Annotated in this window: 19 protein-coding genes; 6 read left to right on the top strand and 13 right to left on the bottom strand. The window is 59.2% G+C overall.

Annotation, left to right across the window (positions count from 1 at the left end; translation table 11 throughout):
* Nucleotides 1–5: 5 nt before the first annotated feature.
* Both C5J24_RS28900 and C5J24_RS28905 read right to left on the bottom strand, forming a co-directional pair.
* Nucleotides 6–1442: an oligosaccharide flippase family protein gene (locus C5J24_RS28900; protein ID WP_105422912.1), complete on the bottom strand. Its 1437-nt coding sequence runs from the start codon at nt 1440–1442 to the stop codon at nt 6–8.
* An 85-nt stretch (nt 1443–1527) separates the two neighbouring features.
* Entirely contained in the window at nt 1528–3492 is a 1965-nt protein-coding gene (locus C5J24_RS28905) for a hydrolase (RefSeq protein ID WP_105422914.1), read from the bottom strand.
* Nucleotides 3493–3799: 307 nt separating this feature from the next.
* On the opposite strand from C5J24_RS28905, the gene C5J24_RS28910 reads away from it, so the two are divergent.
* Nucleotides 3800–5218, top strand: coding sequence for an NAD(P)-binding protein (locus tag C5J24_RS28910; protein WP_105422916.1), 1419 nt, complete (start codon nt 3800–3802; stop codon nt 5216–5218).
* A gap of 7 nt (nt 5219–5225) precedes the next feature.
* Entirely contained in the window at nt 5226–6302 is a 1077-nt protein-coding gene (locus C5J24_RS28915) for a glycosyltransferase family 4 protein (protein ID WP_105422918.1), read from the top strand.
* A gap of 21 nt (nt 6303–6323) precedes the next feature.
* Here C5J24_RS28915 and C5J24_RS28920 read toward each other — a convergent pair whose 3' ends face one another.
* From C5J24_RS28920 to C5J24_RS28960, 8 genes are all read right to left on the bottom strand, one after another.
* Entirely contained in the window at nt 6324–7055 is a 732-nt protein-coding gene (locus C5J24_RS28920; protein WP_105422919.1) for a hypothetical protein, read from the bottom strand.
* 985 nt (nt 7056–8040) lie between these two features.
* Nucleotides 8041–8424: a nucleoside hydrolase gene (locus tag C5J24_RS28930; RefSeq protein WP_105422923.1), complete on the bottom strand. Its 384-nt coding sequence runs from the start codon at nt 8422–8424 to the stop codon at nt 8041–8043.
* Between the two features lie 18 nt (nt 8425–8442).
* Nucleotides 8443–9501, bottom strand: coding sequence for an ABC transporter ATP-binding protein (locus tag C5J24_RS28935; protein ID WP_245446841.1), 1059 nt, complete (start codon nt 9499–9501; stop codon nt 8443–8445).
* A 49-nt stretch (nt 9502–9550) separates the two neighbouring features.
* Nucleotides 9551–11287 (bottom strand): ABC transporter permease subunit, encoded by a 1737-nt coding sequence (locus C5J24_RS28940; protein ID WP_105422927.1) that lies wholly within the window; start codon nt 11285–11287, stop codon nt 9551–9553.
* 120 nt (nt 11288–11407) lie between these two features.
* Nucleotides 11408–12478, bottom strand: a complete 1071-nt coding sequence (locus tag C5J24_RS28945) for an ABC transporter substrate-binding protein (RefSeq protein WP_105422929.1) — start codon at nt 12476–12478, stop codon at nt 11408–11410.
* A 69-nt stretch (nt 12479–12547) separates the two neighbouring features.
* Nucleotides 12548–13753 (bottom strand): acetylornithine deacetylase, encoded by a 1206-nt coding sequence (gene argE, locus C5J24_RS28950; RefSeq protein WP_205836986.1) that lies wholly within the window; start codon nt 13751–13753, stop codon nt 12548–12550.
* Nucleotides 13750–16092, bottom strand: a complete 2343-nt coding sequence (locus tag C5J24_RS28955) for a glycoside hydrolase family 3 C-terminal domain-containing protein (protein ID WP_205836987.1) — start codon at nt 16090–16092, stop codon at nt 13750–13752. Before C5J24_RS28955 ends, argE begins: the two co-directional genes overlap by 4 nt.
* A gap of 121 nt (nt 16093–16213) precedes the next feature.
* Nucleotides 16214–17167, bottom strand: coding sequence for a LysR family transcriptional regulator (locus tag C5J24_RS28960; RefSeq protein WP_046669338.1), 954 nt, complete (start codon nt 17165–17167; stop codon nt 16214–16216).
* 283 nt (nt 17168–17450) lie between these two features.
* Between C5J24_RS28960 and C5J24_RS28965 the strand changes: the two genes are divergently transcribed.
* The 4 genes from C5J24_RS28965 to C5J24_RS28980 all read left to right on the top strand — a co-directional run bounded on the left by C5J24_RS28965 (nt 17451) and on the right by C5J24_RS28980 (nt 22279).
* Entirely contained in the window at nt 17451–18701 is a 1251-nt protein-coding gene (locus C5J24_RS28965) for an NAD(P)/FAD-dependent oxidoreductase (RefSeq protein ID WP_105422933.1), read from the top strand.
* Nucleotides 18702–18755: 54 nt separating this feature from the next.
* Entirely contained in the window at nt 18756–19169 is a 414-nt protein-coding gene (locus C5J24_RS28970) for a RidA family protein (RefSeq protein WP_105422935.1), read from the top strand.
* An 89-nt stretch (nt 19170–19258) separates the two neighbouring features.
* The gene (locus C5J24_RS28975; RefSeq protein ID WP_105422937.1) at nt 19259–19936 is read left to right on the top strand and encodes a DUF1028 domain-containing protein; all 678 of its coding nucleotides are present in this window, start codon (nt 19259–19261) and stop codon (nt 19934–19936) included.
* Nucleotides 19937–20707: 771 nt separating this feature from the next.
* Nucleotides 20708–22279 carry a BCCT family transporter gene (locus C5J24_RS28980; RefSeq protein ID WP_105422939.1) on the top strand — a complete coding sequence of 524 codons (1572 nt, stop codon included), beginning with the start codon at nt 20708–20710 and terminating at the stop codon, nt 22277–22279.
* Between the two features lie 412 nt (nt 22280–22691).
* Here C5J24_RS28980 and C5J24_RS28985 read toward each other — a convergent pair whose 3' ends face one another.
* The 3 genes from C5J24_RS28985 to C5J24_RS32125 form a co-directional block, all read right to left on the bottom strand.
* The gene (locus tag C5J24_RS28985) at nt 22692–23894 is read right to left on the bottom strand and encodes a hypothetical protein (RefSeq protein WP_105422941.1); all 1203 of its coding nucleotides are present in this window, start codon (nt 23892–23894) and stop codon (nt 22692–22694) included.
* Nucleotides 23895–23907: 13 nt separating this feature from the next.
* Entirely contained in the window at nt 23908–24915 is a 1008-nt protein-coding gene (locus tag C5J24_RS28990; protein ID WP_105422943.1) for an ABC transporter substrate-binding protein, read from the bottom strand.
* Between the two features lie 74 nt (nt 24916–24989).
* On the bottom strand, nt 24990–25310 hold the full coding sequence (locus tag C5J24_RS32125; RefSeq protein WP_172724179.1) for a hypothetical protein: 321 nt from the start codon (nt 25308–25310) through the stop codon (nt 24990–24992).
* Between the last annotated feature and the right edge of the window lie 12 nt (nt 25311–25322).

The raw sequence follows: 25322 nt of genomic DNA on the forward strand, positions 1-25322 counted from the left end.
GCGGATTATCGATCGACCAGATCAGGTCTTCCGGCTGTAAGGGCAATCCGCATGCCCAGCCCGAACAGTGTGGCGAGGTAGGTGGCGGTACCCGCGCTCGCTACCGCGATAAGCTGTATCGCGACGGGCAGACCGGACGCCGGCATTCCCGTTCGCAGCCAGATGACGACAACTGCCATGACAGCCGCGGAAGTCAGAACTTTCCAGAGGTTCCGGAGCTGCTGCCAAGGCCCCAGCCCGAACAGCCGCCGTGCCTCGACAACGTAGAAAACAGCCATGACGGAAGCGACCAGGATTCGGCCAATGCTCGCTCCATGGGCTGCAAGAAGATAAAAGCCGACGGAGATCAGAACGACCCGGAAGCACAGGTCGATCGCGTTGAGCCTGAAAATGACGGAGGGACGATCGAGAGCGAGGCTCGCGGAATAGAGCGTCTGGAAATAGGGTATCGGAATGACCGAAAGGGCGAGCAGGCTGAGATAAGGAGCCGCGTCGCTCCATTGCGCTCCGAGCAGGATAGCGGTCACGAGATCTGCCGTCAGGGAGAGGCCGACGCAAACTGGAAGCGAAATCAGCATCGCGAAACGGCTTGCCTTGAGGAAAGCCGTCCTCATTCGGTCCGCATTCGAACTGATCTGCGAAAACGCTGCCATGACCGGCTGCAGCGCCGGGCCGATGATGCTCTGGGTCGGGATGACGGCGATGTCGCTTGCAACGGCGTAGCGACCGAGCATGGCGCTGTTTCCGGCAGAGCCAATCAGGAAACGATCAAACTGCCAATTCAAGGCGGACACCAGTTGCGCCGAGCTGAACCAGCCGATAAAGCCCGCAAAATCCGAGAGCCGGCTCAGCGAGAACGCAGGTCTGTAAGGGGCCACGGCATAAGAGGCGACGGTGGCGACAAATGCGGTGGTCACGAAATTGACGACGATCGCCCAATAGCCGCCTCCGGCAGCTACGGTGGCGACAGCGACCGCAAAAGCGCAGAGCTTGCTGATCGTTTCGATCGCGAATGTCGGGCGGAATTCGAGCGCGCGGGCAAAATGCACCATGGCAGGACTCATGAATCCCTTCGCGATAGGGCTGAGCGCCATGGCGGCGATCACCGGAACAAGCAAGGGATTTCCATTCAGCAGCGAATACGGCCAGGTCGCGACAAGGAAGATCACGGCGATCGCCGAACTTCTCAACACACCAAGTGTGAAGCCGGTATCAAGGTGGCTCTTATCGAGCTTCGGCAGTCGCACCAGCGCCTGGGTGACCGGGACCTCCAGAACGGTATCTATGACCACGACCAGCGCCATTGCGAGCGCCGCCAGCCCGAACTCCGCCGGGGACAACAGGCGAGCCAGGATGAGTACGTTGAAAAAGTCGATAAACCGCCCGACGAAGCGAGAAAAGACGAGCCAACTGGCTCCTTTGAGAGCTGCGAACGCAAGCATTCTTCACCATGCCTCTATCTCACTACCGGCTCCATGAACAAGGAAGCCTGCGTCGTTCGTCGTTGGTATTCTCCTCGAATGCTCTTCAACGGTTCAGTTTGGCCGAGAAGCCTCGAAGCACATGCGCCATTCCAACGGCGCGGAGCAAGGCTGGCTTCAACCGCGGAAACTCCTGCGCAATCGCTCCTTCGCGCCACAGCTGGGATTTCACGGCCATCAACTTGCGTGCCATCCCGGCTCGTGTCGCCGGTGTAACCGTCGCGATGAATTCGCCTCGCCCGAAATCAACCGATCGGGGCGCGACGCCCAAGGCGGCCATATCCGCCTTGGATGGATTTATGATCGCTTGTTTAAGTCTGAGCCAGGCCCGATCCGCATCGCGTAGAACCTGCGCGCCGCTGGAGAGACCATCGATATAGCGTAGCGCGCCGGTGAGAAGCGGATTGCCGGCGGCTGGATCGAGCCTGCCGAAGCGAATCTCTCCCGAATTACCGATCACCATGCCGTCATGTCCCATGCTGAGGGTTTTGACGGAAGGTATGGCCGGCTCAAAAAGACTCTCGATGATATGCCAGTACCGCAGGACCACCGTCCTCGTCTTGAACGGATCGTAGAAGCGATCCTCCACCACGAGACCCGCCACATTGGTAAAATGGTCTTCGTTAAGCCCCTTGTAATTGCATCGTGCAAACTGCACCGTCTCGAAACGATGCTCCGGTAGTCCGGCGGACAGAAGCCTCTGGGTGCTGCCGTAAAGTCCGGTGTCACAGAGGATAATACGTTTGGCATCACCTGCGATTTGCCCGACATGGATCTTGAAGCAGTCATTCTGACTGTCGATGTCTTGCGCGACAGCGCTGCCGGCAGCCGTATCGAGCATGTCGAAAAAGCGGCTCGCATCGAAAACCTGCTGCCACTCGTCAGGTAGATCATAAGAACCGTTGCCGAGCGCATGCGCAACGGCGGCGAAACTTGCGCATTCGAATTCGCGCGCAAGTTCATCGAGGACAGCCGGGCTTCTGGCCGCCACCGCTGAGCGGGCAGCAATCAGGCGCGAAATCAGGATGTTCTCGCGTTTTAACGAAAGAGGCAGGTCAAGCACGGATTGGAGACGTTCGAAAGCCTCCCGTATGCCAAGTCCCCCGCGCGCGCAAAAAAGCATCGTCGCATCACGGTCCGAACTCACCTGCTGCCCATACAGCCATAAAAAGAGACAGAATTCTGCGACGATCGGACCGAATACATGCTCCCCGAAGTGAACCTGATCGCCCATTGGGGGTATGGCCCGGCGGGAGGCCGATCCACTTCTGACTTGCCGCAGCCCTTCGGCCAGGGCTCCGTTGCCTTTCGAAACGAGCCGCTTGAGGCGGTTCTTCGGCATATGGATGGTCTGTATCCCCATGCTCTTTGGTACGAAGCAATCGGCAAGGAGGTCATCGCCGATGTGCAGGGTGCGCGAAGCGTCCACCCTTTCAGCCTTTAGAACCAGGGAAAACAGGTCGCCCTGCCGCTTGCTGGCCTTCAGATCCGCACTTGAATAGATCTCGTCCAGAAGGCCCGGACCGTGAAAATGGTCGATGAGTTCGCCGACTTTTTCACCGGACAGCCCCGTATCGGTGATCGCCACGACCCTCACACCGGCTTGACGATGGCGCCTCAACAACATGGCGAAATCGCCGTTCGCAAAAAGCGCCCGCTTTTCGATTTCAATCTCGATAGCGAGCCGCTTCTCTATTACGGAGCGCGACAGCCCGAGAATCGCGACTTGGCGGCAGATGATATCGGAAAGGCACACCTCGCCCCGACCGCCGCCCATGTTCAGGGCACGGTAGGCCATCTTTTCGGCAAGCAGTCTGACCCGGATCAGTTCGTCGGGGCCCATGGGCGAACCCTGGCCTTGCAGAAAGCGGGCAAACGTCTTTTCACCCGCAATGATGCGCGACCGCTGGGACAGGCCATTGCGCAACAAGAGGGTATCGAACACGTCTGTCGTAATCAGCTCTATGGAATGAAGGGGTCGATTGAGATCATCGAGGCTCCAGCGCGGCATCTAGCATTCCCCTCGCAAGTTTTACCGGAACCGGCGCGCCTTCACGGGTCAACGCCAATCCAAAATCCCTGACAGAAGTTTCCCCCGAACGCATCCGCAGAAGAAGGAGGCATCCGTGCCGATGGCGGAGTATAACAGACATAGACAAATGCCTTCAAGTTAAATTACTATATACCAATCAGTATATCTGCTAAAAATATAATCAATCCCGGCATTTATTTGGGCAATCTCGAGAAAACTATGCTATACATTGAATTTCGCGCGCAGCAGTAACTCGGAAGTACTAGATCAAACGGTGGAGACCCGCATGCAGGAGGCGAACTTCCCTACCCCGCAAGAGGCAGCGGACCTTGAGTATGATGCCATTGTTTTGGGAGCGGGGGTCAGTGGTCTCGTTTCGGCTGCCGTGCTGGCCAACCAGGGAGGTCAGCAAATCCTGATTGTCGATGAATACGACCACATCGGCGGAAACCACATGGACTGGTCGACGAATGGATACACGTTCGACATAGGAAGCCTGATTTTCCAGGACGATTCCCCGTTACTGACGCATTTTCCCGAACTCCTCTCTCTCTATGTGCCGATTGAGCCTCGTTGGGGTCGGTTGAACCCCCAGAAAATGGTCACGGACTATCCGATTTCGCTGCGGGACGATATTTTGCGCGCCGGCGCCAAAGGGATGATGCGCATCTTCGGGTCGGTATTCTATGCACGCCTGTTCCAGCGCAAAATGCGCAACGCAAGAGACTTTTCACGCTACTGGATCGGCGCCGAGCTTCTCCGGCGGTCCGGCCTGGAATCCTATATGCGAAGGTTTTACGGGATCGCGCTCGATCAGATCGACATCGACCTGGCGAAAAAAAGGATGTTGTGGATCAGCGAACATGCCTCGCTGGGCAACCTCGCGCATCGCTTTTTCCGTCGCAGGCGCCAGGGTCCAACCAATAAACAGCTCGCCCGCCCCAAATCCGGATTTGCGCCGCTTTACCGGCTCGCTCAACAAAACCTGGAGAAACGAGGCGTGCAATTCGCGCTGGGCGTCAAACCGGTCGCTATCGATCGGTTGGAGAACGGCTTTCAACTGAGGTTGGAGGACCGCGTGATTACCGCAGGTCGGCTGTTTTCGACGATCCCGATCGAGCGGGTGCAGGCCCTGTGCGCCATCGAGCGGCAGCACGTTCTCAATACCACCACCCTGATCAGCCTCTATTTCAGCTTTAGCGGAGAGCGTGGTTTTCAGCAGCCTATCGTCTACAATTTCTCGCATGATGGCGCATGGAAGCGCTTGACGGTCTATTCCGACTTCTACGGCCAGGCTCATGGGCGGGAATATTTCGCCGTCGAAGTCGTTGCCGACCGACCGGACAGCCCGGTTGAGATGGCCGAATTGGACTTTCGCGCGCATGTTTCGGCGAACGGGCTGTTTCGAGGGGATCTGAAACTCGAAGGCGCCCAGGTCCTGACCAATGCCTATCCCGTCTACAGCCGGGACGCCGCCCGCCAGGCGGAAGAGGCCATCGCTGCGCTGCGTGCGTTTGGAATACAGTCCTACGGACGCCACGGCGGGTTCAACTACCAGCCGACAGCACGTGTCTCCACCCTCGATGCGGAAGCTGCTCTCGGTTTCGAGCGGAAGGCCTCTCAGCCGCCGGGAGCGATCGAAGCTTCTCCTCAGACGGAGCCGGCGCCCTCGCCGCTTCTGATATCCTCTCCCACAATTCCGTGAGCCCACCATGCGGATCATGCATGTTCTTAACCACACCAGGCGATTGAACGGCAATGTGCATGCGGCTGTCGACCTCGCCTGCGCTCAGGCAAAGCTCGGCAACACTGTCTGCATGGCAAGCGGTGGAGGCGATTTCGACGGATTGCTTGCCCGCGACAGGGTAGAAACGGTCTTCGTCGATCAGCAGAGAAAGCCTCTCACCGTACTCAAGTCACTTTGGGCGCTGCGACGCCTCATCCGCGACTGGAAGCCGGATATCGTCCATGCACATATGATGACCAGCGCTGTTCTCTCGGTCCCCGCCTGTCGTTTATCATCGACGCCACTTATTACTACGGTTCACAATGCATTCGAAAAAAGCGCTGTGCTGATGGGGCTTGGCACATGCGTGATTGCCGTTAGCGAAGCCGTCGGGAAATCGATGCAGGAGCGCGGCATAGCGGCATCGAAACTGCACGTCGTCCTCAATGGTACAATCGGATCGGCTCGGTTCGAAGGGCGTGACAGGACGCCTGCGGCCCTTCGCAGTCCCAGTATCCTTTTCGTCGGAGGGCTGCATCCCAGAAAAGGATTGCCTGATCTGCTGGAAGCCTTCCGCTTGGCGCACAAGGAATATCCCGGAAGCCACCTTTACATCGTCGGCGGCGGCCCCTTCGAAGCCGCCTACCGGCAATTGGCTGGCGAAACGGGTTGCGCAAGCGCCATCACGTTTGTCGGCCCCATCGACGAACCCTTTCCCTACATGTTGGGCGCCGACATCTTTGTGCTTCCTTCCCATGCCGACCCTGCTCCGCTCGTCCTGCCGGAAGCGCGTGAGGCGGCCTGTGCGGTGATCGGCACGGACGTGGATGGCATCCCGCAGCTGCTCGGTTTCGGCGAGGCCGGAATCCTTGTCCCACCGCGCGATCCGCAAGCCCTGGCAGCCGTTCTCTGCGACCTGCTGGCGGATCCCGCTCGGCTGGATATGTGGAAGGCGAAGAGCCAGCTGCATATCAACAATCTGACGATCGAGCGCGTCGCCCGCGAGACGCTCGGCGTCTACAGGTCTGCCCTGTCGCCTGGAGCCGAGGTCGTCCCGGCCTAGTCGGCGACGGGAAGTATCGGATTAACCGCGGCCGAGCTGCCGCTTCAGGTAACTGTCGGCGTGCGGATCGGCATAATGGAACAGAGCCGTCGCCCGCACGGCGCCTTCGTCGACTGGCTCATTCGTGTGAATGCTGCGATAGCCCCAGAAGAGATAGAGATTGCCCGGAACCAACGACACATGCTTCATGCCCTTTCCACCTGATGCGCGATTGCGCAGGATGCGTTGAGTGAGCGCATTGTCGAGGATCGCTTTGTCGGTGAGATTAAAGAGGTAATTCGATCGGATTGCGCGGGTATTGGGGATGATCAGGAAGTCGCCGCGCCTGCCGAATTTCGGGATTTCGATCGGTAGCAGCGCCGTAATGGCGTAGGAATCATAGTGAAATATCAAAGAGTGCTCCGTCACGCTTTTACCCGTAAGGCAGCGAAGAATCTGATGGAATTTAACGTCAGGCGCAGGCCGGCCTAGACCGATGGAATAGAGGCGGGAAAAAAGAGCCTTGAATTCCGGGGAATTGCCGAGGTCGTCGAGGCCCGATCCCGTAAGCTCATCGCTTTTCAGCGAAATCGTCTGGCGGCCTTTGCCCGTGATCGCGGAGGCGACAAAGTTTTGCATCTGGCTGAGATCTTCGGCTGCCAGGAAGTTGGGAGAGCAAAAAATTCCGTCTTTGTCGATCTGCTGGGCGATGCCGCGAATGTCCCCATTCGATAGCGCAGACAGCCAGTATTTGGCATTGCTGAGATAAGACATGGCAGGCTCCGTATCAGCGCGTGGTTCTGTTCCTGGACCGCATCAGAAAACACCAGGGTCAGGCGAGCGATCAACAGGATCATCCGGAAAACCGTGCCGACTTGGCACGGCGGCTGAAACTGCCCTGCTCCCTGCTGTCGATGCCGTCCGGTAACAACGGGCCGGGCCGGCGGTCGAGGCTCAATCGACCCTTCCTACGCGTAGCCGTCGCCTGGGCAAAGCCGGCACGTGATCGTCCTGGTTTCCTTGCAGCAGCAGCGGCGAGGTCATCCGTCCGGATCAAGCAACCGCCATTCTCTTTCAAGCCGCAGCCTGATGGATATCCAGATGTCGTTTGTCATAACCCACCCTTCGATCAGGATAAAAATCCATCATCCCCAAGGAATCGAACTACGATGATTTCCGCTTAGACCCGGACCAGACCGTGTAAAAGATACCCGCGAAATAGCCAGCTTGCATCAAAAGAAAGCAAACCGATGTATAACCAAAAGAAACCACAGGGTTACCTTGGTACTCATATGTAATTATACCGAAGACAATCGAAGCAATGGTCATCTGCGCCAACGCTGCTGGCGCCAGCAATTTCACCGATTTTCTCAAGAGCAAGCTCATGCGCGCCACTCGCTTCGCTGGTCTTCCTGATGTACCAACACGCTATTCAGGCCATTAACGGTTCAAGGCTTCACCGCTTCCGCCCTTCGATGAAAAGACGAGACTGCGGCTCCGCTTCGGAATTCGAAGCGAACAGCAAATCGCACCGGGAAGGAAGAAACTCTTTGTGATGATGCACTACGCCCAATGACGTAAATCCACGCCGAGGCCTGGACCGTGCCGGGGCAAGCGAGACGCTCACAGGAATTAGTCAGAATGGCCCAGTTTAACGGGGCAAGGCCGCAAGGGCGAAAAACACAAAAAACCTTGTGCGTGGAGGCACAAGGGCATGGGTGAGAATGGGTTTGGTTGCGGGGCCTTGAGCGCAGATTGGTCAGCGGACCGGTGGCGCAGATATGCAATCCCCCTCCTCCCGGGCGATGCGGGAAATCTCGTTTGCCGCATGCCCATCCGCCAGCGGCATTGTCGGGAAAGGCAGCGTGCTGCCGGCAAGCCCATCTGCGCCATGCATGATGGAGGCGCGGCCACGCGAGGCCATGATGGATCGTGCCGCACCCGAATAAACCGGAATATCTCGCCGGCCGCACAGTTCGAGGATTCGCCTTGCATTGTTAAAGACGGGCTCCAGGCCAACATTGCCGGCAACGCAGGTGAGCGCGATCATGTCCAGCGCGTCGGGTCGGCCGAGCACCAGAAGCATCGCCAGCGCATCGTCAGCGCCGGGGTCGCAGTCATAGAGGAAACGCAAGGCGCTCATGTCTCGGTTCCTTGAAGCTCAGCCCTTGTCGGCGAGGAAGCGGGCGGTGTCCGGCGCCCAGCCGAAGCGCACCATTGAGCCAACCGCCACGTCGCCGGCCTGAGCGGGAGCCCGGGCGATGATTTCCTGTTTGCCGGCGTCGATGATCACACGCAGTTCCGAACCGCCATAGACGGTTTCGCGCACCCGGCCCTCGCAGAAGCCTTCACCGAGCGTGATGACTTCCGGTCGAACGACGATCGCACCCTTCGTACCGTCGGCTGGACCCTCGCCGGCGATCGGCAGCGTCCCGATGGCAGTTTCGAGTGCGCCGGCCCTCACGGTGCCACGGATGATCGACGAGATGCCGATGAAATCTGCAACGAACAGGTTCTGCGGCTCGTCGTACATCTGGCGCGGCGTGCCGAGCTGGGCGATCTTGCCGTCGTTCATCAGGCAGATGCGGTCTGACAGTGCCAGCGCCTCCTGCTGGTCGTGGGTGACGAAGATGATCGTCGCCCCCGTCTCGCGGTGGATACGCTTGATCTCGATCTGCATGGCTTCGCGCAGCTTGGCATCGAGCGCGCCGAGCGGCTCGTCCATCAGGATGATCGCCGGATCGTAGACGAGGCAACGGGCCAAGGCGACGCGCTGCTGCTGGCCGCCGGAAAGCTGCGAGGGAGAGCGTGATGCTGCATGCGCGAGGCCGACCGTTTCCAGCGCGTTAGCCACCTTGGCGTCGATCTCGGCCTTCGGCAGACGGCGCATTTTCAGTGCGAAGCCGACATTTTCGGCCACTGTCATATGCGGGAAGAGCGCGTAGTTCTGGAATACGACGCCAATGTCGCGCTTATTGACCGGTGCGAGGGTCTGATCCTTGCCGTCGATGATGACGGTGCCCGACGTCGGTTCCTGCAGGCCGCAGATGAGCTGCAGAAGCGTCGTTTTGCCGGAGCCGGAAGGTCCAAGAAGCGTGAGAAGCTCGCCCGTGCGGACTTCGAGATCGACATGATCGAGTGCGGTGGTCTGGCCGTAGAGTTTGGCAAGGCCATTCACCTGAAGCTTGATTTCCGGCGTGTTCGCAGAGGTGGCTGACATGTCGAATGTGGTTCCTTTGGTCGTGATGGGATCGGCGGCGTTTCGCATGTCAGCGCGGCCTTGCCTTTTCGGCGATGACGAAGAGTACTGTCACCACCGCCACGATGAAGACCGAGGCGGCAGCCAGGGTCGGAGAAATGCTGAGAATGATATCGTCCCACATCTGCTTTGGGAGCGTCTGTTTGACGCCCGCACCTACGAACAGCGCTATGGTGAGTTCTTCGAAGGAGTGCAGCAGGCCGAACAGGAAGGCAGCGATGGCACCGCCCTTGATCAGTGGAAGAAGGACGAGACGGATCTGCTGCCAGCCGTTTGCGCCGAGTGTTCCGGCCGCCTGCAGAAGACGCCAGTCAAAACTCCGGAACGTAGTCAGCAGGATGACGAAGACGATCGGCATGGCCGACAGCGTGTGGCCGAGGATGATGCCGGTATTGGTCGCGATCAGACCGATTTTAGCAAGCACATAGAACAACGATACGCCGATGACGATATTGGGCACGATCATCGGCAGCATGAACGACAGGAAGATCAGGCCGCCGGCCCTGCGTTGTGTGCGTGCCAGTCCATAGGCCGCCATGCCCGAGATGATGGTGGCGACAACACCTGTCACGATCGCGACCACGGCTGAACGCGCGGTTGCACCCATCCACTGATCGGAGCTGAGATAGGTCTGGAACCAGCGCAACGAAAAGCTTTTCGGTGGGAACTCAAGAAAACTCGAGCCGGAAAAAGCCATCGGCGGGAATGCCAGAACCGGCACGATCAAGATTGCAATCACAATCCAAACAAACGTGGTGAAGACGCGACGTCCAAGACGCGCTGGGAACAGGCTGGCAATGAAGTCGCTGACAAACGCACCGATCTCGATCAATGCGCTGCCGATGGCACCGATAACGCCGCCGCGCCTGGCTGCAGCACTATTGCCCGAGACGGCCGACATGCCGAAGAAACGATCGTAACCGGCGATGGTAATCAGCGTCACGGCGAGAAGGAGGGTCGCAAGAGCGCCGCCAAGCCGCAGGTTGAACAGCTGCTGAACCTGGGTAATCATCATCTGGCCGATGACCGTTTCGCGTGGCGAGCCCAGAAGAGCTGGCGTGATGAAGAAACCGAGGCCCATCACGAAGATGAGCAGGCCGGCAGCGGCAACGCCCGGCATGGAAAGCGGCACGAAGATGCGCCAGAAGGACTGGCTACGGCTTGCGCCCATGGTCATGGCGGCGGGGATGAGGCGACCGTCGATCGACAGCATGGTCGGCAGCATTGTGAGGATCGCGAGAGGCAGCATGGCATGCGCCATGCCGAAGATAACCGCGCCGCGGCCGTAGAGCAGGTCGAGTTGGGTATCGAAACCCATGCCGGTCAACATCTGCGCGACGATGCCCTTGCGGGCGAGCAGCACGATCCAGGCGAAGTTTTTCAGAAGCGGGCTGACCCAGAACGGTAGCAGGACCAGCCACATAGCCATGCGCCGGCGACGTTCCGGCATGCCGGCCAGCCAGACAGCGATGGGATAACCGACCAGAAGGCAGACGATGGTGACTTGGGCAGAGATGGCGAACGTGTTGGCGAGCACCTTCACGTAGACGCCGGCCGAGAACATCTGCCGATAGACGGTCAGATCGAAAGCACCGGATCTCGGATCGATGAAGGATTGCCAGATCAATGCGCCAGCCGGCAGGATCAGCAACAGAGCCATGTAGACAAGCCCCGGCATGGTAAGCCAGAGGCTATCCGCTCTCAGGCGCTTCCGTGAGAAGGTGTCTTTGGCGGAAAGCTCAGCCATGGATGTCCCGTTTGTTGAAATGGCCCGTTCAGCTTAGCGCAGAACCGGCCATCCATTGTCAGATAAGCGGCCTCGCCGAACGGCGAGACCTGAAGCTCAGGTGGTCGTTTCCGCTGAAAATCAGCTCAGAATCCACTGTTCGAAGCGCTGGGTTAGTTCGTCCTGATGCTCTGCCCAATAGGCAGCATTGAGAACAGCCAGACCCTTGATGTTGGCGGGTGCCGTCGGCAGAAGCTGGGCCTTTTCCGCGCTCAGGTGCTCGTAGGCCTTCATGTTGGTCGGGCCGCAAGCCAGGATGCCCGTATAAGCTGCCTGACGTTTTGCATCCAGGCACCATTCGATGAACTTGCGGGCAAGATCGGCCTTTTTCGTGTTGCCAGCAATGGTCCACCCATCGATGTTGAATAAGCCGCCATTCCAGACGATGCCAGCCGGTGCACCGGCATTGATGGCTGCTTGTGCGCGTGTCGACCAGGTCGACATCATGTCCAGTTCGCCATTCTGAAGAAGCTGGGTTGCATGAGCGCCCGAAGTCCACCAGATGTCGATGCTGGACTTGACCTTGTCGAGGCTCTTGAAGGCCCGATCGACGTCGAGCGGATAAAGCTTGTCGAGCGGAACGCCATCAGCGAGCAATGCCATTTCCAGCGTCGTGACCGGGCTGCGCCACATGCCACGGCGGCCTTTGAAAGCTTTGGCGTTCCAGAAATCGGCCCAGCTGGTCGGAACCGTCTTCATGGTGTCCTTGCGGTAAGCCATGGCGAGCGCGAAAATCGCGACGCCGGCGAAATCCGGTTCGAACGTGTGCGGGGCGAAGTCGGCCTTGTTGGGGACCTCGATGTTAAGGGGCAACATATAGTTGTTGCCGAGCTTGCGGATGCGCAGCACGTGTTCCGGCGTCATCAGGGCGACGTCGAACAGCTTGGTGTCGGTGTCGATCGCCATCTTGTACTGCGGGATCGGATCTGGCTCGTTGGTGTTGGTCTGTATGGTAACACCCGTCTCGGCGGCAAAGGTGTCATAGAAGGCAACCTTGAAACCTTCGTAGAAGGCGCCGCCCATGTCGCGCACGACCAGCGTTTCGCCGGCAAATACGCGGTTGCCCTTCAGAAGAACCGGAGCTGCAAGCGCCATAGCGGCAAGCCCGGTCGTCGTCTTCATGAAACCACGGCGTGATACATTGTTGTTCATTTTTACCCTCCGGCGTTTTTATTTGGCCTTCATCAACCCTACTCTTCCCGTCGCGACGGCTTCGGTAAATTACATTTTTCCGTGCATCTGCTTTGGGACATGCGAAGCAAGCGGCCGACGGCTTGTGCAAAACCGAATACAGGCCTCGGCAAGCACTGCATCGCACAGGGCAAGCTGGGTTTCCTCGATGAATTCGTCCGGGCAATGCCCCTGATCCATGCTGCCGGGGCCGCAGATCACCACTGGAACGTCCAGCGCCTGCGCAAACAGACCCGCCTCCGTGCCGAAGCTGACACGGCAGTCCCTGGCTCCCTTCGGCAGGCACGACGCAAAGGCTTGCACCATCGGATGGTTGCGATCGACAGAATGGCCTGGATAATTGCCAGTAATCTCGATGTCGATCGATGCCTCCTTGAAGCGATCCTTGTGCGGCGCCACGGCTGCCGCGCCGGCCTTGCGGACCTGCTCGGCAAGAGCAAGCGGATCGTCGGCCGCCATCATGCGGCATTCCATCAGCAGTTCCGCTTGATCCGGCACCAGATTAACCGCGGTTCCACCCGACAGCTTGCCGACATGCACCGTTGCGTAAGGCACCGAGTAACCGGGTTCACGCGAACCACGGGCTTCGATCTCGTCCTGCAGTTTCCGCAGGCCGGATACGAAGTCGGTGGCGATATGCAGCGCATTCAGTGCGAGCGGCGCTTCGGCGGAATGGCGCGGAACGCCCCGGGCCTTGACGTGAAAAGCCATCTTGCCCTTGTGGCCGAGACCAAGCTGCATCGATGTCGGCTCGCCGACGACGATCAGGTCGGGCAGGATGTCCCGCCCTACGATTTCTTCAAGCATCGGCCTGACGCCGACGCAGCCGATCTCCTCGTCATAGGAGATGGCAAGCCATAGCGGAGCGGCCAGGCTTCTGACATCGATTGCCTCGGCCAGCGCCACGGCGGAAGCGACAAAGCCTTTCATGTCGGTCGTGCCGCGCCCGTAAAGCCTGCCATCTTTCCGGGTCAGGCTGAAAGGAGGAACCGTCCAGTCCTGCCCGGCGACCGGCACCACGTCGACATGTCCCGAGAGCATGAGCCCTCCCGGCACATCAGGCCCCAGACGCACCAGAAGTGCCGCCTTTTGCCCGCTCGTATCATAGAAACGCTCGCAGACGGCACCCGCATTCGCCAGCGTCGCCTCAATCTCCTCGATCAGCGGCAGGTTCGTCTCGGAACTGACCGTGGGATGAGCGACCAGGCGCTCCAGCCAATCCTCAGTCGAGGTCACCGTTTTGACTCCGCTCCGTCCATCGCCGCGTTGATTTCGGAGATCAGTCCGGCAACCTCGGCCTCCGGAATGGAGACACGAAGACGGCGTTCGAGCGAGGTGAAGATGCCGAAGAACGAATTCGAGCAGTGGTTGAGCATGCGCATCGCATCCTCTTTCGAAATATTGCAGCGGTTCGTCAGATAGGCGCAGATGTGCTCGCAGGCGATGGCATTCGGCAGGACGTAGGCTGGCTGGGTATCGTAGGCGATGCGACGGAACGGCAGGACCGAAGGCTTGATCGTCAGATCGACGACAAGCTTTGGATCGCGCGAAGAGGCGCCGACGACCAACCGGGCATCAACGCCTTCCAGCACCCAGCGCCCAAGCGCCGGATCCCAGATTGCCAGGTCCGAACCCTTGATGATGATTTCGACCCGCTTGCTTTCGCCCGGCGCCAGCACAGGCTTGGCAAAACCCTTGAGCTCCTGCGGCGAACGCTTCAGCCGCTTGCCCGGCGCCTGCAGATAAAGCTGCGCGACTTCGGCACCGGTCCGGTCACCCGTATTGGTGACGGTGAAGGCGACGGTGATCGCGTCTTGAAGCCCAATCTGGGGCGATGAAACCGTCAGGTCGGAATAGGCAAAGCTGGTATAGCTCAGGCCGTAGCCGAAGGGGAACAGCGGTTCGATTTCGCGCAGATCGTAGGCGCGATAGCCGACATGAATGCCCTCGCCATAGATGTGCCGGCCGTTTTCACCCGGATAATGCAGGAAGCCGGGCACGTCGGCCAGGCGCTTCGGGAAGGTGACGGACAACTTTCCGGATGGATTGACCCTGCCGGTCAGCACCTCGGCGACGGCCCCGCCCATGGCCTGGCCGGAATAGAAGGTCACGAGCACCGCGCCGACCTGATCGACCCACGGCATTTCCACCGCATCCGGGCAGGCGATCACCACCGCCACTTTTTCCGAGGCCGCCCCGAGGGCTGCGATCATCGCATCCTGACCGGGGCCGAGCGCCAGCGTGGTACGGTCGGAACCTTCACCGTCATATGCGCCCTCGGTCGAGGTGTAGACCAGAACCAGATCCGCCTTGGCCGCAAGCGCCAGTGTTTCGGCATCGGCTTCCTCGCGGAACGTCAGGACGTGGTTCCTTCCCAGGGCCTGTTCCAGTTGCTCCAGCGGCTGGTCGACCATGGTCGGGATCGTCGTGGCGCAACCCGAACCCTGGATGACCGGAGTGCCGGCATCGCGGCCGACAACCAGAATGTTCTTCATGTCGGGCCGGATCGGCAGCAGACCTTCGTTGCGCACGAGAACCATCGAGGCTGCGGCCATCGCGCGCGCTTCGGCATGGTGTTCCTCGGCAGTATAGAGCGGTAGCGGCTGGCTTGCGCCTGCGTTGCAGCGCACGATCATCTCCAGCATGCGCCGGCACGACAGGTTCGCCACCTCGACCGGAACAGCGCCGCTGTCGAGCGCCGCAAGAAGATCCGCCTTGCGACGCGGGCTTTCCGGCATATCGAGATCACCACCAGCCATCAGCGAGACTGGACGGTTCTTGATGCCGTGCCAGTCCGAAACGACCACGCCGTCAAAGCCCCATTCGTCGCGCAGGACCCCATTGAGGAGCCATGGGTCCTGCGATGCCTGCACGCCGTTCAGGCGGTTATAGGAGGACATGATCGTCCAGGGTTTGGACTGCTTGATGGCGATCTCGAAACCCTTGAGGTAAATTTCCCGCAGCGCCCGCTCTTCAACGACGCTGTCCATCGTGGTGCGTTCGACTTCGGAATTGTTGCAGGCGAAATGCTTGAGCGAGGTGCCGACGCCCTGGGACTGGATGCCCTCGATGACCGCCGCCGAGAGCTTGCCGGTGACCAGTGGATCTTCCGAGTAATATTCATAGGAACGGCCGGCAAGCGGCGTGCGGCGCAGGTTGATGCCGGGGCCGAGCAGCAGATGGACGCCCATGGCGCGGCATTCCTGGCCGAGCAACACGCCAAGCCGCTGCATCAGACCCTCATCCCAGCTGTTACCCATGGCTGAACCGTTGGGGAAGCAGGTCGCCGGCTTCATTTCGCCCCAGGCGATGGCGACGTCGCTGGCGCGCTGGTTCACCACCGACAGGAAGGCATCGAGGTCCATGCCGCCGCGTTCATCGCTGTCGATCTGCGGCATCGAATAACGTACGCCGTAGGTGCCATCGGTCATGACGATCGGCTTGATGCAGTAAGCGGGAACCGCCGCAGTTTTCCACATTCCGAAACCGGAAAGCAGATCGGCCTTTTCCTGGTTGGTCATCGCATCGACGATTGAAGCGATCGTCTGGTCCGCGGACCGGTTCTTCTCTAACATACTGGACTCCGTGATGCGGCACTCACCGCACTGGCCGGGCGGCGTTTGGCACGCACCCTGTCAGCCGACGATCAAAAAGAAAAATAGGATATTCGGAACTGGTGCTTTGAAAAAAGCGAGCCTAGCTCTGCCCCGTCCGACGCAGGTTGAGGATCGGAGCTTCCATGCCGGGCACGTAACTGTCGGAAATCAGCTGGCTGCAGTGCTCCTCGAAAGTCCGCACCAGCCGGGTGGAGACTTGCTGGCCTACGCGGATCAGGCCAATGCGCATCGGCTTGTGATCACCCGACAGACGGAGGCCGACAAGCCCCCGGCCATCCAGCGCCGCCTTGTTCTTGGGCCGGACGTTGGCAAGCGTATAACCATACCGGCTGGCGACCATCGTGCGGATGACTTCCTGATGCTGGATCTGAGCAACAATATTCGGGTTGGCACCGGCAGCAGCAAAAAGCCCCAAGAAATAATCCCGGGACAGCGGCAGATCGAGCAAGATGAACTCGTGTGCTTCCAATTCGGCAAGCGAGATCGCCGAACGCTCCGCCAGTGGATCGGTCTCGGCTACCTGAACATAGGGCGGCAGTTCGGCAAGCGGGGTAAACTCAAAGCCTTCGGGAACTGACAGATCGTAAGAAAGTGCAATATCCAGTTCAGCACGCTCCAGCCGCGTCAGCAGCGTACGATGATCCGCGACAGTAGGCCGGACCGTCACACCGGGATAGGCAGCCTTGAAGCTCTGGCTGACTTCCGGCAGCAACATGGGCGCAAAGGTCAAAAGGCAGCCGAGCGACAGAGTTCCGCGAATCTGGTCTGTCGCTTCGGACGCCGCCGTATAGAGGTTCTGGGCCTGCTCGATCACTGCCTTGGCTTGGAGCAGCAGTTTCTGGCCGGCCGGTGTCAATGACAGACCCTGTGCGTGGCGCCGCAGGAAAAGCTGGGTGTTAAGCTCGATTTCCAGCTGCGAGATCGCGGTGGAGATGGAGGGTTGCGAAACACGGATGCGATCCGATGCAAGCGTGATGGAACCGGCCTCGGCGGTGGCAATGAAATATTCGAGCTGACGCAGTGTGAAACGCATTTCAGGCCCCGATGCCAAATGTCACGCCCGAAGGCCGACGGGTAAGCCCATGCCAATGCGAAGGGATGGAGGCCAGCTTATTATTTGCGCTTTTCCAAAATGTAAATGTTCTCCTGCAGCCTGACCTGGCGGCAGCGCTTCGCCGCGCCGCCTTGCCCTGCTTTCGCCAATCCTAACCAGTGCTGCAACAAATCGTAATTTTCCGAATGTCAACCGTTCGATAGAGCGGAACCATAGCTGACGCCGTTCGGCGGGTCTTGGCGAAACAGAAAAGGGCGAGTGCATGTCAGTCGAGAAGATCCATACGTTGGTTGTCGGCGCCGGCCAGGCAGGTGTGGCCATGAGCGAACACTTGAGCCGCAACGGCGTCGACTACATCGTGCTGGAGCGCGGCCGCATTGCCGAACGCTGGCGTTCGATGCGCTGGGATTCGCTCGTTGCCAACGGTCCCGCCTGGCACGACTGCTTTCCCGGAATGGATTTTCCCGGCCACCCGGATGCGTTCGTGCCCAAGGATGGCATCGCCGAATATTTCGAAGCCTATGCCGACATGCACAAGGCACCGATCCGCTGCGGTGTCGAAGTCACCAAGGTCGAACGGCTTGAAGACCGCCCCGGCTTCAGCGTCGAAACATCCGACGGCGCGATCGAAGCCCTCAACGTCGTCGTCGCCACCGGACCATTCCAGAGCCCGAGCATTCCGCCGATCGTGCCCGCGGATACCGGCGTTACGCAGATGCATTCGAGCGAGTACCGCAATCCCTCCCAGCTTGCAGACGGCGCCGTGCTGGTCGTCGGCGCCGGTTCGTCTGGCGTCCAGATTGCCGAGGAGCTCATGCTTTCCGGCCGCAAGGTCTACTTATCCATCGGCCCGCATGACCGCCCTCCCCGCGCCTATCGCGGCCGCGATTTCGTCTGGTGGCTCGGTGTTCTCGGCAAATGGGACGCGCAGGCGCAGGCTCCCGGCTCGGAGCATGTGACCATCGCCGTCAGCGGTGCGCACGGCGGCAAGACAATCGACTTCCGCCGCCTGGCATCGCAGGGCATGGTGCTTGCCGGCATGACCGCCGCATACCGTGAGGGATCGGTTTCCTTTGCCGACGATCTTGCACGCAACCTCGATCGCGGCGACCAGAATTACCTGTCGCTGCTCGACGAGGCAGACGCTTTTGTCGCCCGCAACGGTCTTGATCTTCCGCAGGAGCCGGATGCACGTATCCTCGGACCTGAGGTCGATTGTGTCATCAACCCGCTGCGCGAGCTGAACCTGCGCGAGGCCGGTGTCACCACCATCATCTGGGCGACGGGCTTTGTCTCGGACTATAGCTGGCTAAAGGTCGATGCCTTCGACGCGGCCGGCCGCCCCAAACACCAGCGCGGCGTCTCGGCAGAAAAAGGCATCTATTTCCTCGGCCTCCCGTGGCTCTCCGGGCGCGGCTCCAGCTTCATCTGGGGTGTCTGGCACGACGCCAAATACGTCGCCGACCACATCCTCATCCAGGACAATTACCTCGGCTACGCGCCGAAATCCTGATGGACCGGCAGAGGCCTGCCGGCATCCTGCATGAACCATCCGATGGAGAAGAGAATGGCACATACGCGCATTCGCAAGTTCAACACCAAGGAAACCTATCCCGAGCAGAAGCTCGACAACGACCTCTGCCAGGCGGTTGTCGCTCGCGGCACGATGATCTTTCTGCGTGGCCAGTGCCCGCAGGACCTCGACACCGCCAGGAATATCGACAGCCATGATCCGGTCGAGCAGACGCACAAGGTGATGCAGAACATTCGCCAGCTGGTGCAGGAATCCGGCGGCCAAATGGAACATGTGACAAAGCTAGTTGTCTATTTGACCGACGTTCGCCACCGCGAGGCCGTCTACCGGACCATGGGCGAATATATCAAAGGCGTCTTCCCGGTCTGCACCGGGCTCGTCGTCGTGGCGCTGGCACGGCCGGAATGGCTTGTGGAGATTGATGCGACAGCCGTCATTCCGGACTGATAGTTTTTCAAAGCGTTCGGCAGGCATTTCCGGCCGACGCACGCTGCAGACCGGAAATGTTATCCCGCCGTCCTGACACAGGAGTCCCCATGACCTTCTCCATCGTCGCTCGCTGTGAGCAGACCGGCCAGTTCGGTGTGGCGATTTCGTCTTCGTCGCCTGCGGTCGCCTCTCGCTGCGCCTGGGCTCGTGCCGGCATCGGCGCGGTTGCGACCCAGAACGTCACCAATCCCGCACTCGGACCAAGGATGCTGGACGAACTTGCAAAGGGTGCAAGCGCGGCGGACGCCGTGACCTCGGCGCAACAGAGCGACGATTTTCCGAACTATCGCCAGTTGCTGGCGGTGGATGCGCACGGCGGCACCGCTATTCATTCAGGCCGCAACGCTCTCGGAACCTGGACCTCCGTCGTCGGTCACCAATGTGTTGCCGCCGGCAACCTTCTGGCCAATGACGGCGTGCCGAAGGTGATGATCAACTCATTCGAGGCCACTTCGGGTACTTTGGGTGACCGCCTCATCGCCGCGCTCAGAGCGGCTGTCGATGCGGGCGGCGAAGCCGGCCCGGTTCGTTCGGCGGGCCTGCTGATCGTCGACAAGGAAACCTGGCCCTATGCCGAACTCCGGATCGACTGGCTGGACGATGGCTGCCCGATCGCAGCAGTGGCGCGGGCGTGGGACGTCTACAAGCCGCAGGCCGGGGATTACTTGACGCGGGCCCTTAACCCGCTGGCCGCTCCATCATACGGCGTACCGGGCGACGAATGACGACGATCCTGTCGGGTATTCCTTCTGGGCGAGGCATATGAACCTCCGGCCTATTCCTTTGCTCTTGATGGGATCGAGCCGCTGGCCCGCTAAACGTCATGTTTTATTGCCTACTTAGGCGTCCAGTGGGTGGCATTGCTCTCCAAAACCCAGAGGCACTGGATGAATAGCCAGCCCCACGCTGCATAGGCTGATAGCCTGCAGCCATTTCACCGCGCTCGTCATGCACAAAGAGAGCGAGGTTTTTGCGGCCCGATGGCCCGACATCGCTATTGTTACTCTTCTGACAACCCAAAGGTGCCGAGGCTCCGGACGTGTTGCCGGATATCGGGTGTCTGCGTTTCGGTCCAAAAATCGTGCTCTTTGCCGACACCACTTCCGTCGCGATCCAACAACGGGATCTCATGAGAGATGACTGATTGGCAGCTATCTGGTGCTGGTCAAATCGATCCGCAGTCTTCCGACCGGTCTTGGCCATCATTAGCCGCGTTGTTTCGAATGCCGGCTTCTTTCGCAAATAGCCAGGAAATTTGCCTACAAGAATTCGGTTTTGGACAAGCTCATGGTCGCAACTGACCCGAGTGCAAGCGAGTGATCTGTTAATCACTAAGGAAAGCGGCCGTAGATCCGCACAAACACAAAGGCGCGTCCGGCGTCGCTACCTCAACAGCATTATCAGCCCACGACCTGGCCTCTCTCAAGAAGTCGGCCCCGTCGCGGTATCCGGAAAAGTCAAGGGAACGTCACTACATAAATCTGGAGGGATAAAGCATGTCGACTACAGACAGATTGCGAAGCATAGATCCGGCGGTATTCTGGCCGGCCCTAGCAATAACGGCCGGGTTCATCTCATGGGGAGCATTGGCCCCGGATAGCCTCGCCTCAGTCACACAAGCCACGCTTTCGGCGATCATCAATGGTTTCGGATGGGGCTTTGTTGTCTCGACCGCGTTGTTCCTGGTCTTTGCCGGCTTCCTGGCGATTAGTCGTTTCGGCAAGATCAGGCTTGGGGCTGATGACGAGCTTCCGGAATTCCGGACTGTTTCGTGGGTATGCATGATGTTCAGCGTCGGCATGGGCATCGGCCTGATGTTCTGGGGCGTTGCCGAGCCGGTTTTCCATTTTGGCGCCCCGCCTCACGGGCTGGCGGTCGCGCAATCCAAGGAAGCCGCTCTGCTTGCGATGAAATATTCCTATTTTCATTGGGCCCTGCACCCTTGGGCCATCTATGCGATTGTCGGTCTGGCGATCGCCTACTTTACCTACCGCAAGGGCTTGCCCATCCTGATTTCAAGCGCGTTTACCCCCCTGCTGGGCAAGGCGGTCAATGGACCGATCGGTAAAACGATTGATATTCTCGCCGTCATCGCCACACTGTTCGGCACGGCGACGTCGCTTGGACTTGGTGCACAGCAGATCAACAGCGGTCTGAATTTTCTCTGGGGAACTGGTGAAGGGACAGGCATTGCCCTTGCGATCATCGCGGTGCTGTCGATGTTGTTTATCCTGTCGGCAGTGTCCGGGGTGGGCAGGGGCGTACAATTCCTGAGCAACATGAATATGGTGGTCGCCGCCGCGTTGCTGGTGTTCCTGGCCATCGTTGGACCGACCATCTTCATCCTCAACACCTTCACCGAAGCGCTCGGCGACTACCTGGCCGATCTCGTCACAATGTCGTTCCGCACCGCCGCCTTCAGCGACGGCAAGTGGCTGGGGAGTTGGACGATCTTCTACTGGGCCTGGTGGGTGTCTTGGGCGCCCTTCGTCGGCGTCTTTATCGCGCGCATCTCAAAAGGGCGCACCATCCGCGAATTTGTCATTGGCGTTCTGCTCATTCCGAGCGGCGTAACCTTCCTTTGGTTCACCATCATGGGTGGTACGGCGCTGCATTCGGAACTGATGGGGGTTGGTGGTCTTGTCGAGGCGGTCAACAATCAGGGTGCCGCAATCTCACTGTTTGCGCTACTCGAACAATATCCGGGAACGGCGGTCACTTCGTTCCTCGCGATATTCCTTGTTGCGATCTTCTTCATCTCGGGAGCGGATGCCGCCTCGATTGTGATGGGCATGCTGTCGTCTCACGGCGCACTTGAGCCTGCACGTGGCGTCGTCGTCCTCTGGGGCGTCCTTGCCGGCGCGTCGGCCTGCGTGTTGCTGGTGATGGGAGGTTTGCAAGGCCTGCAGACCGCGTCGATCATCGCGGCAGCACCCTTCCTCGTCGTTATGGTCGGGTTGTGCATCTCCCTGTGGATCGCGCTGTTGGACGACCTCGAAGGGCGCAGCAAACTGGCCCCACTCCTGCCCGCAGGCCCGCCTTTAGGCGAAGCACTCGCGGTTAAGTAGGTCACCACGTTGCCACCCAAGCAACCAACCAATCGCACCCTAAACTGAGCTTCAGGTGCGATTGGCAGGAAGCGTGCGCGGGTTAAATTCACCCCCTGCCCGTTTTTATCCTGACCCACGCGAGGCATTGCTCACAATGACCCACGATGCTCAAGCCGTCGAAGACCACATCCGCGAAACCGACCCCACCCGGCTGCGTGCACTGGTGGCCGCCGATGTGCCTGCAGCCAAGCTGTGAATAGGCATCATGCGATGACCCCAGAGCGATAACAATTATTTAACCCGGCGATCGGCACCGGGACCCCACATGCAATCTTCAATGATGAGCGCTCGGGCATCCCGCCAACCAGGATGCTAGGGGGGAACGGATCGCGCTTAAAAGGAACATCGAGCGAGAAGATGTTGTACTCGATCACTTGCCGTGAACAGAGACCTCTATCAAGCGACGGTGCGCTTCGATTACCGGCTCGAGTAGGCTCCGTGAAACCTCCGTCGGAAGATCGAGCCTGGTATGGCAGCTCCAGTTGACCCCTAGGCAGGCGAAAGCCTTCTTGTAGCCTTTCTGTACGATCGTGGATAATTCACCCGCTTCCGATAATACGCGCTGCGGATCGTCCAATCCTGGCAAACCGGCAAAAGCTGCCCCTGCCGCTTCGTGCAAAGCGGGCGTCACCATGCAAATGCGGTTGAAATCCGCAACGTCAAGCATTCGACCACCACGAATTTCCGTTCGAGCGCGAGAAGCTAGTCCCGCGCCAAAATGTGCCCAAACATCTGTCTTATCGGGTGCGGGCGCCAAGTCTAACACCGCGCGGGTCCCTGCAAACCTCAGCTCATGGGCTCCGCTGTTCATCAAGAACAAGGAGTGCGCGGGAAACGCTCGTGGCAGCCACCGCGCGATCTCAAGAAAACCTGCCGTACCAGTGCCGCGTTCGACCGAGCATGTGAAGAAACCAGATCGAGGAGTGGACAACACAATCCATCGATCGCCACGAGCCATCCGCGCGACCAACGTCGGACTATCGCCTGTTTCCACGTCTCCAGTTAGGTAGAGCCTTACAGGTTGTCCGGCAGAAGCCATCGCCGCGTAGCAAGGCAAATCAAGCGGACGGCCAATGGCCACGGGCAACGGAACGAACGGCCGGTCCGCATAAGAGTTCAGGCCGACAATCTCGCCGGTCGGGCCGAACGGCAGAATGATTGCAGCCAGAGCGTCGGCTTTTGTAACCGCTTTCAAGAGTGGTCCAACGACTGACGTCCAGATCGCGGCATGACGACCATAGGGCAGCAGAATGACGGCAATGCAGCCTGCCGCTCTTTGTGCGTCAGAAAGGCTATGAACCATCGCCAATCGCCCTTCCACGCCATGATCCGGCGTTGGGAAAACAACGGGCTGAGGGTAGACCTCAACCGAGGAACCCTGTCCTACCAGCTCACATCGACGCGACCGAAATGTCGGCACAGGAACGGGTATCGTCTCCAGCTGATATCCAGCCTTGGAAAGCTCGCCGGCGATCCAGCTTGCTGTGGCGTGATCCCCAGCACTGCCGGCCGCCTTGTCCCCAAAGCCGGCGTGAGTGAGAAAATCATCCCACAAGCGATTGCCATCCAACATCGCTCGCATTGCCTCACTTGTACATTACTGTCGCACGCTTGAGCATTTCGGCTCGAACCGTTGCGTCCTCCTGCGTGCCGAGCAACGGAGCTTGCAAAAAATCTTTGACGTTAGGAGGATACCGATCCTCAAGACCGGTAACCGTCGGGCGCCGTGCGGAACCTGCATAAATGAGTTGAGCTTTGTCAGAGAGGAAGAAATTCAAGAGCACCCGGGCGGCATTGGGATGTGGCGCGTTCTTGACAACGGCTCCATCAAAGTTGCCATAAACAAGACCCTCGGACGGAAGAATGACTTCAAGAGGCAAACCCTTGTTCAGCAGCGTATCGGGCAGAATGAAGGGAATGTAGATCGGGTACTCACCGCGTGCGACACGACGAGGGCTGTCTCGAATTTCACGAGTGAAGGCGGGCTTGTTTTCAGCAAGGCGCTTTTGATAATCCTCACCGAGTTTGTCGTAGGTTACCGCAAAAAACAGGCCGCCGCCTCCAACGGAGCGAAAATCGTCGGATAGGATCTTGCCCTTCCAAGCAGGATCCGCGAGATCCGCCCAGCTTTTCGGGCGTTTCTCCTTCGGCACTGAAGCATTGACCACGATACCCATGCTTTGCGAAAAGATCGGCAGCCTCAGCTCGCTTCCTGCAAAGTCGGGCGCTAGCCGAGTTGCATTGGGTATGGCACCGTGTTTATCGAGCACGCCCATCGCCTCGAGCGACACGGAACCTCCGCTGAAGGACATGTCCGCGACACCTCGATTGGTCGCAAGTTCGAGGCGCAGCTTCTCAAATAACTCACTCCCTCGAAGTTCGAGCTTCAGTGCCTTGATCCCGTACTCGTCGGTGAATGCAGACAAGATCTCGTCAAGCTGAGGAACGCCGACCTGCGACGTGTAGAGCGTGACAGTTCCTTCCTTCTTCGCCGCCTGGACAACGTCCTCCCAGGGTTGTTGAGCATGGGCAACAGTCGCCAAACCCATGGCCAGGCTGGCCAGGGCAAAGCTTCTCAACATTTTCGAAATCATCACGTCCTCCTCAAGATGATGCGCCTGCACGATTGAACAACAGGACAGCCAGGTTGTTTATCTGGATGGTGCTTTCAGCTGATTTCTTCCAGCGCGGCTTCTGGATTGTCGGCACAACTATCGGTCTTCTGCAGAAATCCGTTTTGCGAACGAAGTGTCGCTCGCAGCTCTTTAAGTTCTGGGGTCTCCTTCACCGACAGGTTCCATTCGTTCTTGGCATCCTCCCGAGTCTGCCGTCGTCTACGACACCTCAACCTTACGAACGCCAGATAGCTTCGAGAAGGCAGCAATATGCCAAGAGTGTTTTCGCGAAGACAGAAAGATCCGGATTCGAGTTCCGCTATGTCGCCGGTGAAGTAGCTCTCAGCTTTGCCGATTTGAGAAAGATGTTTCACTCCCTAAGGCTG

Origin of the sequence: Neorhizobium sp. T25_27 (genome assembly GCF_002968565.1) — a bacterium.
GTDB lineage: Bacteria > Pseudomonadota > Alphaproteobacteria > Rhizobiales > Rhizobiaceae > Neorhizobium > Neorhizobium tomejilense.

Coding starts and splice junctions, on each gene's coding strand:
- C5J24_RS28960 (WP_046669338.1), bottom strand. CDS start 17,167: ATGCGTTTCACACTGCGTCAGCTCGAATATTTCATTGCCACCGCCGAG.
- C5J24_RS28940 (WP_105422927.1), bottom strand. CDS start 11,287: ATGGCTGAGCTTTCCGCCAAAGACACCTTCTCACGGAAGCGCCTGAGA.
- C5J24_RS28970 (WP_105422935.1), top strand. CDS start 18,756: ATGGCACATACGCGCATTCGCAAGTTCAACACCAAGGAAACCTATCCC.
- C5J24_RS28905 (WP_105422914.1), bottom strand. CDS start 3,492: ATGCCGCGCTGGAGCCTCGATGATCTCAATCGACCCCTTCATTCCATA.
- C5J24_RS28975 (WP_105422937.1), top strand. CDS start 19,259: ATGACCTTCTCCATCGTCGCTCGCTGTGAGCAGACCGGCCAGTTCGGT.
- C5J24_RS28965 (WP_105422933.1), top strand. CDS start 17,451: ATGTCAGTCGAGAAGATCCATACGTTGGTTGTCGGCGCCGGCCAGGCA.
- C5J24_RS28945 (WP_105422929.1), bottom strand. CDS start 12,478: ATGAACAACAATGTATCACGCCGTGGTTTCATGAAGACGACGACCGGG.
- C5J24_RS28935 (WP_245446841.1), bottom strand. CDS start 9,501: ATGTCAGCCACCTCTGCGAACACGCCGGAAATCAAGCTTCAGGTGAAT.
- C5J24_RS28915 (WP_105422918.1), top strand. CDS start 5,226: ATGCGGATCATGCATGTTCTTAACCACACCAGGCGATTGAACGGCAAT.
- C5J24_RS28900 (WP_105422912.1), bottom strand. CDS start 1,442: ATGCTTGCGTTCGCAGCTCTCAAAGGAGCCAGTTGGCTCGTCTTTTCT.
- C5J24_RS28920 (WP_105422919.1), bottom strand. CDS start 7,055: ATGTCTTATCTCAGCAATGCCAAATACTGGCTGTCTGCGCTATCGAAT.
- C5J24_RS28980 (WP_105422939.1), top strand. CDS start 20,708: ATGTCGACTACAGACAGATTGCGAAGCATAGATCCGGCGGTATTCTGG.
- C5J24_RS28985 (WP_105422941.1), bottom strand. CDS start 23,894: ATGTTGGATGGCAATCGCTTGTGGGATGATTTTCTCACTCACGCCGGC.
- C5J24_RS28955 (WP_205836987.1), bottom strand. CDS start 16,092: ATGTTAGAGAAGAACCGGTCCGCGGACCAGACGATCGCTTCAATCGTC.
- C5J24_RS28990 (WP_105422943.1), bottom strand. CDS start 24,915: ATGATTTCGAAAATGTTGAGAAGCTTTGCCCTGGCCAGCCTGGCCATG.
- C5J24_RS28910 (WP_105422916.1), top strand. CDS start 3,800: ATGCAGGAGGCGAACTTCCCTACCCCGCAAGAGGCAGCGGACCTTGAG.
- C5J24_RS28930 (WP_105422923.1), bottom strand. CDS start 8,424: ATGAGCGCCTTGCGTTTCCTCTATGACTGCGACCCCGGCGCTGACGAT.